Source organism: Anaerophaga thermohalophila DSM 12881, assembly GCF_000191885.1.
GTDB classification, from domain to species: Bacteria; Bacteroidota; Bacteroidia; order Bacteroidales; family Marinilabiliaceae; genus Anaerophaga; species Anaerophaga thermohalophila.
The window spans coordinates 1-14,429 of record NZ_AEWI01000122.1 but is presented as its reverse complement, the minus strand read 5'-3'; the positions used below and the strand labels follow the sequence as shown (position 1 = coordinate 14,429).

At 41.6% G+C, this 14,429-nt stretch carries 12 protein-coding genes; 7 read left to right on the top strand and 5 right to left on the bottom strand.

The annotated features are described in order from the left end of the window. Positions 1–254: 254 nt before the first annotated feature. The 6 genes from ATH1_RS0116185 to ATH1_RS0116160 all read left to right on the top strand — a co-directional run bounded on the left by ATH1_RS0116185 (position 255) and on the right by ATH1_RS0116160 (position 9,358). Entirely contained in the window at positions 255–839 is a 585-nt protein-coding gene (locus tag ATH1_RS0116185) for a hypothetical protein (RefSeq protein ID WP_029164179.1), read from the top strand. A gap of 138 nt (positions 840–977) precedes the next feature. Beyond that, positions 978–1,247 carry a 30S ribosomal protein S15 gene (gene rpsO / locus ATH1_RS0116180; RefSeq protein WP_010424259.1) on the top strand — a complete coding sequence of 90 codons (270 nt, stop codon included), beginning with the start codon at positions 978–980 and terminating at the stop codon, positions 1,245–1,247. A gap of 183 nt (positions 1,248–1,430) precedes the next feature. After that, complete coding sequence (locus ATH1_RS0116175; protein WP_010424258.1) at positions 1,431–3,557, top strand: polyribonucleotide nucleotidyltransferase; 2,127 nt, start codon at positions 1,431–1,433, stop codon at positions 3,555–3,557. 299 nt (positions 3,558–3,856) lie between these two features. Continuing rightward, positions 3,857–4,348: a hypothetical protein gene (locus tag ATH1_RS0116170; RefSeq protein WP_010424256.1), complete on the top strand. Its 492-nt coding sequence runs from the start codon at positions 3,857–3,859 to the stop codon at positions 4,346–4,348. Positions 4,349–4,685: 337 nt separating this feature from the next. Next, positions 4,686–6,806: a prolyl oligopeptidase family serine peptidase gene (locus ATH1_RS0116165; RefSeq protein WP_010424254.1), complete on the top strand. Its 2,121-nt coding sequence runs from the start codon at positions 4,686–4,688 to the stop codon at positions 6,804–6,806. Between the two features lie 827 nt (positions 6,807–7,633). Then, entirely contained in the window at positions 7,634–9,358 is a 1,725-nt protein-coding gene (locus ATH1_RS0116160; RefSeq protein ID WP_010424252.1) for a tetratricopeptide repeat protein, read from the top strand. A 55-nt stretch (positions 9,359–9,413) separates the two neighbouring features. On the opposite strand, the gene ATH1_RS0116155 is transcribed toward ATH1_RS0116160, so the two are convergent. Beyond that, positions 9,414–9,950, bottom strand: coding sequence for an RNA methyltransferase (locus ATH1_RS0116155; RefSeq protein WP_010424250.1), 537 nt, complete (start codon positions 9,948–9,950; stop codon positions 9,414–9,416). A gap of 253 nt (positions 9,951–10,203) precedes the next feature. Here ATH1_RS0116155 and sucC point away from each other — a divergent pair, with 253 nt between their 5' ends. Continuing rightward, positions 10,204–11,391 (top strand): ADP-forming succinate--CoA ligase subunit beta, encoded by a 1,188-nt coding sequence (gene sucC / locus ATH1_RS0116150; protein ID WP_010424249.1) that lies wholly within the window; start codon positions 10,204–10,206, stop codon positions 11,389–11,391. 162 nt (positions 11,392–11,553) lie between these two features. Here sucC and ATH1_RS22505 read toward each other — a convergent pair whose 3' ends face one another. The 4 genes from ATH1_RS22505 to ATH1_RS0116135 form a co-directional block, all read right to left on the bottom strand. Further along, positions 11,554–11,637 carry a hypothetical protein gene (locus ATH1_RS22505; protein WP_280959774.1) on the bottom strand — a complete coding sequence of 28 codons (84 nt, stop codon included), beginning with the start codon at positions 11,635–11,637 and terminating at the stop codon, positions 11,554–11,556. Positions 11,638–11,650: 13 nt separating this feature from the next. Then, entirely contained in the window at positions 11,651–12,814 is a 1,164-nt protein-coding gene (locus tag ATH1_RS19815) for an arginine deiminase (protein WP_010424248.1), read from the bottom strand. A gap of 651 nt (positions 12,815–13,465) precedes the next feature. Further along, a complete protein-coding gene (locus ATH1_RS0116140; RefSeq protein ID WP_010424247.1) occupies positions 13,466–13,753 on the bottom strand; it encodes a GroES family chaperonin in 288 nt (95 codons plus the stop codon). A gap of 39 nt (positions 13,754–13,792) precedes the next feature. Further along, positions 13,793–14,377 (bottom strand): thioredoxin family protein, encoded by a 585-nt coding sequence (locus tag ATH1_RS0116135; protein WP_010424246.1) that lies wholly within the window; start codon positions 14,375–14,377, stop codon positions 13,793–13,795. Positions 14,378–14,429 lie beyond the last annotated feature (52 nt).

Here is a 14,429-nt window from a genome sequence, read left to right as displayed (position 1 = left end):
ACATCATAGTTGATTTTTTGAGAAGTTATCGAACTTTTTTCCAGTCGTTTCGTTGACGCCAGACAAGAAATGGCGTAGCTATTTTTACCAATATTAGAAGTAAGACCCTATAATGGAATTCGTTCCGCATAATCGGGAGTCGTTTTATACAATTTCTTTGGGATTTTGGATACGGATGAACTTTTTGGTTCGTTTTTTGATATGTATTTAATTGTTAAAAAATATTTATGTTTATATTCTCAAAATTGAAAACTATGAAAATTAATTATTTACTTGTTGCAACTTTGTCTTTTGTCCTGATTTCCGGCATTTCCGGCTGTAAATCCAAAGGAAAAGTATCTGCCAAAAGTGAAATTGGCGATATAATTGAAGAACTTCCCTGCGAAGACAAAGGGCGTTCCGATAAGAACTTTTTCCGTGCAAGCGCTATGTCTACCAGCTCCGATTTGAGTCTGGCAAAAGAAAAGGCATTGCTGTTAGCCAAGCAACGCCTGGTAACACTGATTAATTCTAATACCAAATCAGTTACTGATCGTTATGTCAATGAACGTGAAATTAGCGATGCTGCCGAATTTGAGCAAAAATTTGAAAATATGACGCGCGAAGTGGCCGATGAAACCATTAATAATATTGTGGTGATTTGCGAAAAAGCCAGTATTACCGATGAGGGTAAATATCATGGCTTTGTCGCTATTGAAGTCAAAAAGGACGATGTTTTAAAGGGTTTCGACCGTCGTATTTCGAACGATGCCAAACTTCAGCTCGATTATGACAAGCAAAAGTTCCGGGAAATCTTTGAGGAAGAAATGGAACAGATGGCTGAAGAGAGAGGGTATTAGTTATATTAGTTGATAGTCAGTAGTTGATAGTTGATAGTCGATAAATAACACATCACTAATCGAAACAATTTGCATTGTGTCAAATTATTATCTATATTTGCGGCCTGATTTGTAAAACCATATATTTAAAAAGGTCGTATGCATCTGACAAAAGAAGAAAAACAAGAGATCTTTGCGAAGTACGGGAAGTCGAATTCTGATACTGGCTCACCAGAAAGCCAGATAGCATTATTTACCAACCGTATCGCACATCTGACCGAACACATGAAGGTACATAAGAAGGACTTCAGTACAGAACATGCTCTTAAAAAAATGGTAGGTCGACGTCGTCGTTTACTCGATTACCTCAAAGCAAAGGATATTGAAAAATACCGGAACTTGATCAAAGAGCTTAATATCCGTAAGTAGGTCAGAAGGGATAAAATTGGAAAGGCAATTCTCGTGGAGGATTGCCTTTCGTTTTTTGGCCTCCAAAAGGACCGGTTATACCACTTCATAATAAAAAAATCCTTTATTGTAAGTGTTGAATCGTAGATATTGTCTATCTTTGGGGCTGACTAAGAGATTGTAAGAAAAATAGAGATTTAATTTATGATTAAGCCGATTGAAAAAAGTATCGACCTTGGAGATGGAAGGTCGATTGTCATTGAAACTGGAAAGTTGGCCAAACAGGCCGACGGGTCGGTAGTTGTTAGAATGGGCAATACCTATTTGCTCGCAACAGTGGTTTCTGCAAAGGAAGCAAAACCCGATGTCGATTTTATGCCACTCTCCGTCGATTACAGAGAGAAATTTTCTGCCGCCGGCCGTTTTCCCGGTGGTTTCCAGAAAAGAGAGGCCCGTCCCTCAGATTACGAAATACTGGTATCCCGGTTGGTTGACCGTGCATTGCGTCCGCTTTTCCCGGAAGACTACCATGCCGATACTTTTGTTAGTGTCAGTCTTATTTCTGCCGACAGTGAAAGTACTCCCGATGCTTTAGCCGGCCTTGCTGCATCTGCAGCTCTTGCCGTATCTGATATTCCATTCGGAGGTCCCATTTCCGAAGTGAGAGTAGCCCGCATCAAAGGGGAGCTCAAAATCAATCCTCCCGCATCGGAGCTGAAGGAGGCCGATCTGGACCTTATCGTGGCTGCTTCGAAAGAGAATATTATGATGGTTGAAGGGGAAATGGATGAGGTTTCCGAGGCCGAGCTGCTCGAAGCAATGAAATTTGCACATGAAGCAATTAAAGTTCAATGTGATGCTCAAATTGAGCTGGCAGAAATGGTTGGTGCAACCGAAAAGAGAGAATATTCTCATGAAGAGAACGATGAAGAATTGCGGCAAAAAGTGTGGAATGATACCTATGATAAAGCCAGGGAGATTGCACGTGCTGCTAATCCTAATAAGCAGGAGCGGACAGAAGCTTTCGATAAAATTGTCGAAGAGTTTATTGAAAACAATTATAATACCGAAGAAGACGAAATACCTGAAGCACTTATTAAACGCTATTTTCATGACGTACAGAAAGAAGCTGTACGCCGTGTAATGCTCGATGAAAATGTTCGACTCGACGGTCGTGCCATGGATGAAATACGTCCAATATGGTGCGAGGTAGACTGTTTGCCGGGGCCGCATGGTTCTGCCATTTTTACACGGGGTGAAACTCAGTCGCTGACTACAGTTACCCTTGGATCAAAACTTGATGAGAAGATCGTGGATGATGTGTTAGTGAAAGGTGTAGACCGGTTTTTGTTGCATTATAATTTCCCGCCTTTCTCCACTAACGATCCCAAACCCTACAGGGGGGTTGGTCGTCGGGAAATTGGCCACGGAAATCTTGCCCATCGTGCCTTGAAACGGATGATGCCTGAAGAATTGCCCTATGTGGTTCGGGTTGTTTCCGATATTCTTGAATCAAACGGTTCCTCTTCAATGGCGACGGTTTGTGCCGGAACCATGGCCCTCATGGATGCCGGAATTCAGTTTAAAAAACCGGTTTCCGGAATCGCTATGGGGCTTATTACCGACAAAGACAGTGACAAGTATGTGGTGCTTTCGGATATTTTGGGTGATGAAGACCACCTGGGAGATATGGACTTTAAAGTCACCGGTACACGTGATGGCATTACTGCCACCCAGATGGATATTAAGGTAGACGGGCTCTCTTATGAAGTGCTTGAAAAAGCGCTGGAGCAGGCACGCCGCGGTCGTTTACATATTCTTGATAAGATAACCGAAACCATCAGTGAGCCAAGGGCTGATTACAAGCCTCATGCACCGCGCATTGTTTCAATAAAAATACCTAAGGAAATGATCGGTGCTGTTATTGGCCCAGGCGGTAAAATTATTCAGGAAATTCAGGCCGAAACCGATACCAGTATTGTTATCGACGAGGATGAAAATTATGGTATTGTAGATATTTCGTCTAGTGACAAAGAAGGAATCGATAAGGCCCTGGCTCGTATCCAGTCTATTGTTGCAGTGCCTGAAATCGGAAAAATTTACAGCGGTAAGGTGAAATCAATTGTTCCTTTTGGCGCTTTTGTTGAGATTCTTCCAGGTAAGGACGGATTATTGCACATCTCAGAAATAGAGTGGAGACGGATCGATAAAGTAGAGGATGTTCTCAAAGAAGGACAAATGGTTGATGTAAAACTGATTGATATTGACGAACGTTCAGGAAAGCTTAAACTTTCGAGAAGAGTCTTGCTGCCAAAGCCTGAAAGAAAATAGTGAATGTCCGAATGACGGATGTTTTTTATTATATTTAATCCCCACAACGGTATTTACTTGTACCGGTGGGGATTTTGTTTTTTAAGCTGTTTTGCTTAACTTACATCATTGTATTGGAAATATGCTTCTTGAAGAGTTTTCAGGAAGCTAATCTTTTAATGTTAAAGATGAAAACTATTTCATCAATATATAATTTACTTAAATTATTGATCGAATGGAACTTGCATGTAAGATTTGTTCATGTTATTATTGTGGCAATCTTTTCCATGCTCGTTTCATTCATATAATAAAGTGCAGTTATGGGGCGTTACAGAACCATTCAGCAGTGGTACGAAATACTTAGCAGCAGACTAAAAGGAGCACCCAGAGAAAGCATCAGGTTTTATAGCCTGGAAGCGTTTCCACGGTTAATGCATCATCTGGAAGCAAACAAATCAGAGTGCGCGTTATGTGCTCAGCATTTCGAAGAGCTTGATAAGATGAGTTTTGAATTGGGACAATGGATGAAAACCGATGCCCCCGAGATGGTTAAATTTCAGGCTGAACTGGAAGAAAGTGTCCGGCATTTGAAAACCGAACATAGAGTTTTCCCTAAAGGCCTTTGGTTATCCCGTTTTGTTCTGATGGGTATTTTGGTGGGGATTCTTGGTGCGCTCATAACTGTTGTTGTTGTCGCCGGCGTCGTAATTGGCGGTGTTTTGTTTACGGGCGCTTTTATCGGGATGCTCATTGGCTGGATTGCAGGGAAAAATAAAGAACGAAAGATCAAAAAGCAGAACAGGTTGTATTGATAGTTGAGTTTGGCAAAAATATGCATTTTAGACCTGGCTCATGATATCAAAAAGAAAGTACATTTATATTGGGAACAGATTCTTCGTCGTGCCTCCTCAGAATGACATTAGACAGCCTGTCATTGGTAGCGGAGGGAAGACTCTATCCTGTAATTATATAGTAACAATTAAAGTATGATAAGATGAGTCCCGATAGTCGGGATGAGTTGCATCAGACCAATAACTTAGACTAATTTTATACTGATGAAACGAGCATGACAAGGTTTGTCACAATCAGTTTATGTATAGGTTCTTTCATGCGAGTTCCATCCGACCTTAATAAATAAATTTTATACGGATGAAACATCTGATTTTTTACCTGCTATTGTTTGCTATGGCAACATTCTTTTCCTGTAAAAAAGGACTCGGAAAACCCGATTACCCCGAAACCAAAAAGGTTGACACCGTTGATGTTTATTTTGGTCACGAAGTGGCAGACCCTTACCGCTGGCTTGAGGACGACCAGTCCGAAGAAACCCGGAAATGGGTTGAAGCACAGGTAGAGGTTACCAGCAATTACCTCGAAAAAATTCCTTTCCGTGACAAGATAGAGGAAAGGTTAAAAGAGGTCTGGAATTACGAAAAACAAGGAACGCCTTCGCGAAAAGGTAAATACTGGTTTTATTCGAAAAATGACGGACTTCAGAATCAAGCGGTTGTTTATGTTAAGGAAGGACGCGACGGAGAAGAAAGAGTACTACTTGATCCTAATAAATTATCGGAAGACGGGACAGTTGCTCTGGCCGATTACAGTATTTCTGAGAACGGGAAATATATGGCCTATGCCCTGTCGAGAGGCGGTTCCGACTGGCGGGAGATATATGTTAAAGACGTTGCTTCCGGTGAAGACCTCGATGATCACTTGAAGTGGGTGAAATTCTCAGGAATTTCATGGCTCGGTGAAGAAGGTTTTTATTACAGCCGTTATGATGAACCCGAAAAAGGCGAAGAATTGACTAATGTGAATGAATTTCAACAGGTGTTTTATCATAAGATAAGTGACAATCAGAATGATGACAACCTGATATTTAAGGACAATGAGAATCCGCTCCGTAATTACGGAGCCGAAGTTGACGATGATGATGAACATATCATTTTGTTTGGTAGTAGTGGTACCAATAATAACTCTTTGATGATAAAGAAAACAGGCGATGATAACTGGCTTGTTGCCGACACTACTTATGAAAACAATTCGTATTATATCGGAACCGTTAACGGGAAATACTGGATTCTGACCGATTATGAAGCCCCACGTTACCGCATCATGGCTTTTGACCCTGAGAATCCTCATATAGATAACTGGGAAGAGGTGATACCTGAAACCGGGAACGTACTGAACGGCGTTTCTCTTTCAAAATCCTATGCAATACTCCATTATATGATCGATGCTGAATCCGGTCTTTTTGTGTATAATCTGGCAGGGGAAAAGGAATATGAGGTTGAATTGCCCGGTCATGGGTCAGCTGGTTCAGTTCAGACCATCCGTGAAGACAATCAAGCCTTTTATGCCTACGACTCTTATAACATCCCGGAACAAATTATTAATCTGGATCTCGAAACCCGCGAAAAGGAGGTTATTTTCGAGCCTGATGTCGATTTCCATGGCGAGAATTATGTTACCAAACTGGTGTTTGTGGAAGCTGATGATGGTGCACAGATACCTTTGCACATCGTTCACAAGAAAGGAATTGAGTTGGACGGGAATAATCCGTTAATGCTTTATGGTTATGGTGGATTTAACATTGTTTATCAGCCTGGTTTCCAGATCAGCCTGGTTCCCTGGCTTGAAAACGGAGGCGTTTATGTCAATGCGCATATCAGGGGTGGAGGAGAATATGGTGAAGAATGGCACCAGGCCGGCACAAGGATGAACAAGCAAAGAGTTTTTGATGATTTTATTCTGGCAGCGGAAAAACTGATAGATATGGGTTATACCAATCCCGACAAAATTGCCATCAGAGGCGGTTCAAATGGTGGACTTCTGCTTGGTGCCGTTGTTAATCAGCGACCCGATCTTTTTGCCGTCTCACTTCCCGCTGTCGGTGTCATGGATATGTTACGGTACCACAGGTTTACCATAGGATGGGCTTGGGCAAGCGACTATGGCAGGAGCGACGAGAGTGAGGAAATGTTCAGATATCTCTATTCTTATTCTCCATTGCATAATATTAAGTCGGGTGTTGACTATCCTGCCACACTTGTATTTACCGCCGATCATGACGACCGTGTGGTCCCTGCACATTCGTTTAAGTACATCGCTACCCTGCAGGAAAAGTATAAGGGAGATAATCCTGTGCTCATACGTATAGAGACAAAGGCCGGCCATGGAGCAGGTAAGCCCGTTTCTAAAGTAATCGAAGAACTAACCGATATGTATGCGTTTACGTTCTATAATATGGGTATTGAGCCAAAGTATTGAACTATTTTTTACCTGATGAAACGAGCATGACAAAAATTGTCACAAAAGAACATGTATAATTAACCTTTAATCATCTAAGAAACCAAAAACAGGTAACAGATTTTTCGTCGTTACCTCCTCAGAATGACATTAGACAGTCTGTCATTCTGAGCGGAGCGAAGAATCTTATATCAATTAAAGCATAATAAATTGCATCATTCCAATAACTTAGACTAATTTTATACGGATGAAACGAGCATGGCAAAGTTTGCCACAATCAGAATATGTATAAGTTCTTGCATGCGAGTTCTATCCGACCTTAATAAATAAATTTTATACGGATGAATACATTGGCGACTGAAAATGCGAAATATGCGCTATTCTAAAGGCCAATGGACCACTTTGGGATAACTTATTCTGAATTAGTGAATTATTTTTTTGGGAATCTGATAAAAAATATCTATTTTGATAGCTGTTTTGGGAACAGATAATTGATTGTCTGGAACGTCGATACCAATCTGATCTGTTCATGAATTTTCTGTTACAATGCCCGACTATCGGCGAAATACAAGCGCCCTCAATGAAACCGGCTCGAAAATAATGCATTATTCTTTTCTTCGGTTTTATCTGCGGGTACATGTATTTCTTAATATTTGAGCAACTCATTACGAGAACTCATGAATTAATCCGGCTAAAAAATGTAGTTAAACTGCTTTTTTACTTGATAAAGTTCAGCGATTGCCTATATTTGCAATAAAACATAGGCAATGGGTTTTATTTATTAAAAACATTCCTAAATTTGTATAGAAGATAGGATTTATTCAAGAACAAATAATTCGGTTAACATTATGAAAAGAACAAGGATTAATCTTTTTGCAACTGTAGCACTTGCCGCGTTGCTGGCGAGTTGCTCTGGCCTGGATAAGATGAAAGACAACGCACCTGATGTGAATTATACTGTGACTCCTGAAGTGCTTGAAGCACACGGTGGTCAGGTTCCTGTTACCATTAAAGTGCAAATTCCGGGCGGATATTTCGACAAAAAAACCGAGATCGAAGCCACTCCGGTTTTGGTTTATGAAGGCGGAGAAACAGCTTATGCGCCCTACCATCTTCAGGGCGAGAGCGTTGATGGCAATGCTAAAGTGATTTCTTATGCCAATGGTGGTCAATTTACCTATCAAGGGACTGTTGACTACAATGAGAACATGCGTGTTTCGGACCTGGTTGTTCGCATTACTGCGACCCGCGGAGGTACTTCTCTCGATTTCGAACCTGTAAAGATTGCAGAAGGTGTTATCGCCACTTCTCAGCTTTTGGGTAAAAAGGGTGCCATGACCAGCCTGGGAAAAGACAACTTCCAACGCATTACCCCGGAGACCGGCGAAGCTGACATTCATTATGTCATTCAGCGTTCTAACGTTCGTCGCTCCGAACTGACAAAGAAGGACATCAAAACCCTTGAGGAGTTTATAGCAGCGGCCAAAGCAGCAGAGAACAAAGAATTCGAAGGAGCTAATATCTCAGCTTATGCTTCACCCGACGGCCCGCTTGATCTTAACACCCGTTTGGCAGAAGAGCGTCAGAATTCGGCTAAGGGTTATCTCGACGGTGTCTTTAAAAAAGAAGGGGTTAAAGCCGCTTTGGAAGAGGATTTCTATGAGTTGAGAAACACGCCTGAAGATTGGGAAGGTTTTAAAGAACTTGTTCAAAAAAGTGATATTAAAGAAAAAGATTTGATCCTGCGTGTTCTTTCTACTTACAGCGACCCCGAAGTTCGTGAGAGAGAGATTAAAAACATGGCTGCAACTTATAAGGTTTTGGCCGATAAAATTCTTCCTGAACTTCGTCGTTCCGTTATGAAGGTTAACGTTGAAGTGATTGGTAAGTCCGATGATGAAATCTCTGAATTGGCAATGGATTCTCCTTCCGAATTGAGTCTGGAAGAACTGCTTTATGCTGCTACACTTACAGACGATTTGGAAGAACAACTTAGTATTTACAAGTCTGCTCTGGCTGAACATTCTAATAGCTGGAGAGCTCAAAACAATATTGGTGTTGTGCTCTACCGTCAGGGTGATATCAGAGGTGCCAAAGTGGCCTTTGAGAAAGCCAACGAAATGAAAGCCAATCAGCCTGAAGTGTTGAACAACCTTGGTGTTATTGCTCTCCAGGAAGACGACCTTGAAGCTGCTAAAGAATATTTCGATTCAGCTGCCGGAGCAGGTGCTGCTCTTGATAACAACCTTGGTGTATTGGCCATATACAATGGTAACTACGACGAGGCTGTCCGTTATTTCGGAAATGCAACCAATTGCAATGCTGCTTTGGCTAAATTGCTTAATGGTAATTACGATGCTGCCCTGGCTACATTGAATGCCATTAAAGGCGAAGTTGCTCTTAAGCACTATCTGAAAGCAATTATTGGTGCACGTCAGAATGATACCGATATGCTTTTCGATGAGCTTGAAAAAGCAGTGAAGCTTGACAGTAGTTTTAAAGAAATTGCAGCTACCGATATGGAGTTCGGTCGTTACTTCGAAGATGCTTCATTCAAAGAAATTGTTCAGTAACAATTTTCTTAGGATATTTTTAAAAGGGTAGTGCCGATGCACTGCCCTTTTTTCGTTAATCAGAAAACAGTCTTTTACCGGCTAATTCCCATAAAACAATACCTGCCGAAACGGAAACATTAAATGAATGTTTGGTACCGAACTGCGGAATTTCCAAACACATATCGCATTCGTCAATTACTCTCTGATCGACACCTTTAACTTCATTTCCAAAAAATACGGCGTATTTTTTTGTCATATCAGGCTCGAATGCCGGCAAACTTATGCTTTCATCCGTTTGTTCAATGCCTATCAGAAAAAATCCTTCCTTTTTCAACATTTCTACTGCATCGGTTGTTTTATTAAAATAATGCCATTCAACAGATTCTTCTGCGCCAAGCGCAGTTTTATGAATCTCTTTATGTGGCGGGGTTGCTGTAATGCCACATAGAAAAACCGACCGGATCCGAAAAGCATCCGAAGTTCTGAATATGCTGCCCACATTATGCAGACTCCGTATATTGTCGAGTACTACAATGATGGGGGTTTTGGCTACTTTTTTGAATTCTTTGACCGATATACGGCCCAATTCGTCCAGTTTTAGTTTGCGCATGTGAAACTTATTTTCGAATTGGCGCAAAATTAGTGAAAGATATTGTGATTAGTAAATTAGTTGATTCGACCAATGACTTGGATAAGTTTTATACGAATGAGACGAGCATGACAAGGTTTGTTTAAATAGAATTTTAGATTTAAGATGGTAAGATGTAAGATAAAACGGGACTGACAAGGCATACCACAACAAGAATATTTATAAAGTCTTACATGCGAGTTCCATTCGACCTTAATAAATAAATTATATACGGATGAATATTCATGAATATCAGGCCAAGGCTATTCTTAAACAACATGGAGTGCCTATTCAGGAGGGGATATTAGCTCATAGTCCCAAAGAAGCACTTGAAGCTGCCCGGCAGTTACAGGAACAGACCGGTACCGGTTGGTGGGTTTTGAAAGCCCAGATTCATGCAGGAGGTCGTGGTAAAGGCGGAGGTGTAAAACTGGCCAGGAGCATTGAAGATGTGGAAAAACTTTCGTCGGAGATGATCGGAATGCAACTGGTGACACATCAAACCGGGAAAGAAGGGAAAAAGGTCCGGAAAATTCTTGTGGCCCAGGATGTCTATTACCCTGGCCCGGTACAGAAAGAGGAGTATTATATGAGCGTGTTGCTGAACCGGAAAACCGGTCGTGATACCATTATGTACTCGCCGGAAGGTGGTATGGATATAGAAGAAGTATCGGATAAAACCCCTGAACTTATTTTCAAAGAAGAGATCGATCCCGGGGTTGGGTTACTTCCTTTTCAGGCCAGAAAGATCGCTTTCAATCTTGGTCTTGCGGGCAATGCTTTTAAGGAGATGATCGGTTTCGTGACATCTCTTTACAGAGCATATCGTGGGGTCGATGCTTCCCTGTTTGAAATAAATCCGGTACTCAAGACGACGGATGAAAAAATTCTGGCTGTTGATGCTAAAGTAAACCTTGATGATAATGCACTTTTCAGGCATCCGGATCTGGCCGAAATGCGGGATGTGGAAGAGGAGGATGCTGCTGAAGTCGAAGCCGGAAAGTACAATCTTAATTTTGTCAAGCTTGACGGTAATGTAGGATGTATGGTCAATGGTGCCGGCCTTGCTATGGCTACAATGGATATTATTAAACTGTCGGGAGGTGAACCTGCCAACTTTCTGGATGTTGGCGGTGGGGCGAATGCCGAAACAGTTGAAGCCGGACTAAAAATCATCCTTAATGATCCTTCGGTGAAGGCTGTTTTAATCAATATTTTTGGCGGAATAGTCCGCTGCGACAGGGTGGCATCAGGTGTTGTGGAAGCCTACAAAAAACTGGGGAATATAAATGTACCTGTTATAGTCAGGCTTCAGGGCACAAATGCGGAACAGGGCAAGCAGGTCATTGACGATTCGGGACTGAAAGTACGCTCGGCCATAACCCTTCAGGAGGCAGCCGCGATAGTAAAAGAGGTGGTGTAACAAGAGGCTGTCTGAAAATCCATTTTTCTCTGTGAATCTCTCCCGAAGGAGGGGGACAAGTTTTGATGTGCTTCGCGTACCGCTGTATAACTAACTAAAAAACGATACTTGAGACATCAGGGATTGAATTCAGTTTTTTCCAAAGAATTATTAGATACCCTCTTACCAATTTACTTTTTTTCTGCGTACGGGCATGGTCATGCACCGCGCCCCTCCACCGCCGCGGGGGAGCTCTGATCCTTCAATGGTGACAACAAATTTATCGTAGTTGGCGAGGTTTATTTTTTCGTTTGATTACATCTGTTGCTTTGATAACAGAATAACCTTCTTTTTGCAGAGCCTCAAGAGTATGCACATTACGGGCATATCCCATTAGCTTCCCCGGGGCAATTGCAAAAAAATTGGCCCCGCTATGCCATTGTTCTCGTTCCTGTTGCCACAAATCGTCACCTCCACAGGAAACAGGCTTCAGTTTCATGCCTAACCGTTCCAGACATTGAAGCAATCCGGATTGCCTCGAAATATTAAGCACCTTACCGTTTTCAATAGTCATCAGTATGGTTGCGTAGTTGTTTTCATGTCCGAACATCGGTTCATAAACCAGACAGGTTTCCTTGTCGAGCAGTGTAAAGACCATATCCAGATGGATGAACGATTCCGGGGCTTTGGGTAATTGCTGTACGACAATATGTTTCTTACCATTGTGCTTTTTCAGATGGTCTGCTAAGAAGTCGATCCCCTGTGTTGATGTTCTGGCGCCGTTTCCGATAATGAGTATATCTTCTCTGGCAATGAGTATGTCTCCACCTTCAATGTGGGTTTCTTCTCCCACGTGCCACGTACTCATGGGGTTAATGGTGCTGGTTTTGAAGTGAGGCGAATAGGTGAAAATGGCATCCATAATAATGGACTCACGCTCTCGTACCTTATTAGCCATTTTAGAGATCATCACATCGTTGAAAATCGTAACCGATGCGTCGCGGGTAAAAAAGAAATTATGTAGCGGCCGGAGTGCATATCTTTCATCGGACAGAAATGTAGTCAGTGAATCACGCTTCAGGGCAACTCCTTCAATGAGCTGAGACGCCAGTTCTTTATGGTCAAGAGCAAGAAGGTCTTCTTTTATGTTGAGGACGCCTTCGTGTGTACAGATTCTTTCTACCAGTGAAGTTTTAATGTCTTTGTCTTCCAGTATTTCGGTCAGCAAATCTTTTACCTGGAAGGTTTTTGTCAGCTTTTCCAATACAGCACTCAGTTGGAAGTATTCCTCTTTTGCCACAGGGAGGTTTAGAATGTCGCTATAAAGAGCTCTTTCGGCATTTCCTGGTGTCATGTTTTCCACTTCGGGGCCGGGGGTGTGCAGAATAACAGCTTCAATCTCTCCTATTTCCGAAGTAATGTGTGGTACAATCGGTGAACTCATAAAAGGTTGTTTTTTGGTGTTCTTTCAGGTATTCATTTCATGGTGCAATTTAGTAATTGTTTCAGAGATAAAATGTGATTTTTGTTCACTCTTCAAAGAGAGGCGACACAACATCTGTCTTACATATTCGATTAATAAATCTAACGATCTGTTGCTGAATGTGAATGACCGTCCAAAAAAAGAGGCTGCTTCTGTTTGGCAGCCCCTTTATGAAACGAGCATGGCAAAGATAGCCTTAATAGATTATCAGATTTTTAGATATAAGATTTAAGATGAAATGAACATAGATGAGTGCAGTATAAAAAGCCTTCAAACTGCTGGTTTTTAACATTTTTACCCCTGACCCCTAAAGGGGAACTGCTAAAAATCAGCAGTTTGAAAGAGTCCCCTTTAGGGGATTTAGGGGTCAAAAGACTTTTTAGACTGCACTCATGGAATAATTAGTGTCTGTCCATAAAGTACCATTTGCTGTGTTACGATTGCCGCCAAAATACTCATTTACGAAGAGTAAAATCCGTTTTTGGCGGCTTCGCAAGCCTTGCAACTGGCACTTTCTGAACAGACACATGATTTGGTAAGAACTTTTCCCCGACTTTATAGTCACGCTCTAATGAATTGTCAAACGTCAAAAAAAATTAGAAAGTCAACAAATCAGATACTATCTGTTTCAACTACTTTCCCCAGAATGTCGGAATAAGGAATCAATAAATAATTTTTTCCTTCAAATTCGAGCTCTGATCCAGAGAACTCTTTGTAGAGCACCGTATCACCAACAGCAATTTCCGGATTTTCGATGTTGCTAATACCTGCTACTTTGCCAGTCCTTTCTTTACTTTTGGCACTGTCGGGAATAATAATCCCTGATGCTGTTTTTTGCTCGGCATTGTCTTCTGTCAGTTCCAGCAGAACATTTTGATTAATTGGTTGTAACTCTTTCATCTTTCATTTAAAATTTGGTTGTTAGACAATAAAAATTTGTTATCCTTTAATTCCCAGAAGGGTGTTAATCCTGTAGCGATCGAAGCCAACCACCATCTGTCCGTCAATCAGACTTTGCGGAACCCCTTGCTGTCCGCTGCGTTTAACCATTTCGGTTGCTGCTTTTTCATCTTTTGAGACGTCTATTTCCCTGAAATTGATGTGGTTGTTCTTCAGATAGTCTTTTAGCGTGCGACACCACGAACATGTCGGTGTTGTGTATATAATTACCTGCTTTTGTTTTTTGCCGTCTTCTGTTTCGGCGGTTACCGACGAAGGTTTGAAAAAACTTTCCAATGCTTCCGGTTGATGACAACCTTTAAGACGTCGCCCGGGTTTACCCGATTTGAATTCTATAATAACAGGTGCAGTGGTAATTCCGTACGTCAGGTGAACATCACGTACTTCCGCGACGTTTACTGAGAATACCGGGGTTTTTATGGTTTCATTGGCAAGCGATTCGAGATTTACAAGTGCGCAATCGCTTTGTTGAGCCCCTTTTTTATAAACGAAAAGGAATAAGTCGGGATACTTGCTTAGTTTATCCCTGAATTCCTGCAATGATGATATTGGCTGATGTTTCATCTGTATAAAATTAGTCTAAGTTATTGGTCTGATGGAACTCGCATGATTGAGA

Bases quoted from the DNA above. Each gene is read 5' to 3' on its own strand.
- ATH1_RS19815 (WP_010424248.1), bottom strand. From the start codon at position 12,814: ATGAGTTCACCGATTGTACCACACATTACTTCGGAAATAGGAGAGATT.
- rpsO (WP_010424259.1), top strand. From the start codon at position 978: ATGCATCTGACAAAAGAAGAAAAACAAGAGATCTTTGCGAAGTACGGG.
- ATH1_RS0116140 (WP_010424247.1), bottom strand. From the start codon at position 13,753: ATGAAAGAGTTACAACCAATTAATCAAAATGTTCTGCTGGAACTGACA.
- ATH1_RS0116185 (WP_029164179.1), top strand. From the start codon at position 255: ATGAAAATTAATTATTTACTTGTTGCAACTTTGTCTTTTGTCCTGATT.
- ATH1_RS0116135 (WP_010424246.1), bottom strand. From the start codon at position 14,377: ATGAAACATCAGCCAATATCATCATTGCAGGAATTCAGGGATAAACTA.
- ATH1_RS0116175 (WP_010424258.1), top strand. From the start codon at position 1,431: ATGATTAAGCCGATTGAAAAAAGTATCGACCTTGGAGATGGAAGGTCG.
- ATH1_RS0116155 (WP_010424250.1), bottom strand. From the start codon at position 9,950: ATGCGCAAACTAAAACTGGACGAATTGGGCCGTATATCGGTCAAAGAA.
- sucC (WP_010424249.1), top strand. From the start codon at position 10,204: ATGAATATTCATGAATATCAGGCCAAGGCTATTCTTAAACAACATGGA.
- ATH1_RS0116160 (WP_010424252.1), top strand. From the start codon at position 7,634: ATGAAAAGAACAAGGATTAATCTTTTTGCAACTGTAGCACTTGCCGCG.
- ATH1_RS0116170 (WP_010424256.1), top strand. From the start codon at position 3,857: ATGGGGCGTTACAGAACCATTCAGCAGTGGTACGAAATACTTAGCAGC.
- ATH1_RS0116165 (WP_010424254.1), top strand. From the start codon at position 4,686: ATGAAACATCTGATTTTTTACCTGCTATTGTTTGCTATGGCAACATTC.